The organism is Lysobacter sp. 1R34A, from assembly GCF_051217035.1.
GTDB lineage: Bacteria > Pseudomonadota > Gammaproteobacteria > Xanthomonadales > Xanthomonadaceae > Lysobacter.
In genome coordinates, this window is sequence record NZ_JBPKJP010000213.1 from 1 (window position 1) to 675 (window position 675).

Consider the following 675-nt stretch of genomic DNA (forward strand, 5'->3'; position numbering starts at 1 on the left):
GCGCGACCGCCGCAGCGGCCGCCAGCTCAGCGCCAACGTGCCGGCCCTGACCGGCCACGGCGTCGCCGCCGACCTGCAGGCGCGGCTGCGGCGGCCGCTGCACTTCGGCAACGACTTGCAGTGCTTCGCCTTGTCCGAAGCCCACGGCGGCGCCGCCGAGGGCTACCCGAGCATGTTCGGCGCGATCCTCGGCACCGGCGCCGGCGGCGGTTATTGCCTGCACGGCCGCCTGATAGCCGGCTTCAACGGCCTGGCCGGCGAATGGGGCCACTGGAGCGTGCCGGCGCATCTGCTGCAGCGTCATGGCCTGCCGGTGCTGGACTGCGCCTGCGGCCTTCGCGGCTGCGTCGAGCGCTATGTCTCCGGCAGCGGCCTGGTCGCGCTGCATCAGCACTTCGGCGGCGACGCCGTCGATGCCGGCGCAGTGTTCGCCCAGGCCGACGCCGGCGATGCGCGTGCGCGCGAGGTCCTGGCCGTCCATCTCGACCTGCTCGGCCACAGCCTGGCGGCGCTGGTCCTGGCGCTCGACCCGCACGTGATCGTGCTCGGCGGCGGCCTGTCGCAACACGCGCCGTTGTACGACGTGCTGCCGGCCGCGGTGTCCGCGCACTTGTTCGCCGGCGTACAGGTGCCGCCGATCGTGCCGCCGCGCTTCGGCGGCGCCGGCGGCGCGCG

1 protein-coding gene is annotated in these 675 nt (G+C 75.0%); it reads left to right on the top strand.

Features of this window, described 5'->3' with window-relative positions; genetic code table 11:
* A partial coding sequence (locus ACSAMQ_RS20605) for an ROK family protein (RefSeq protein ID WP_435397442.1) occupies nt 1-675 on the top strand: 675 nt, incomplete at both ends.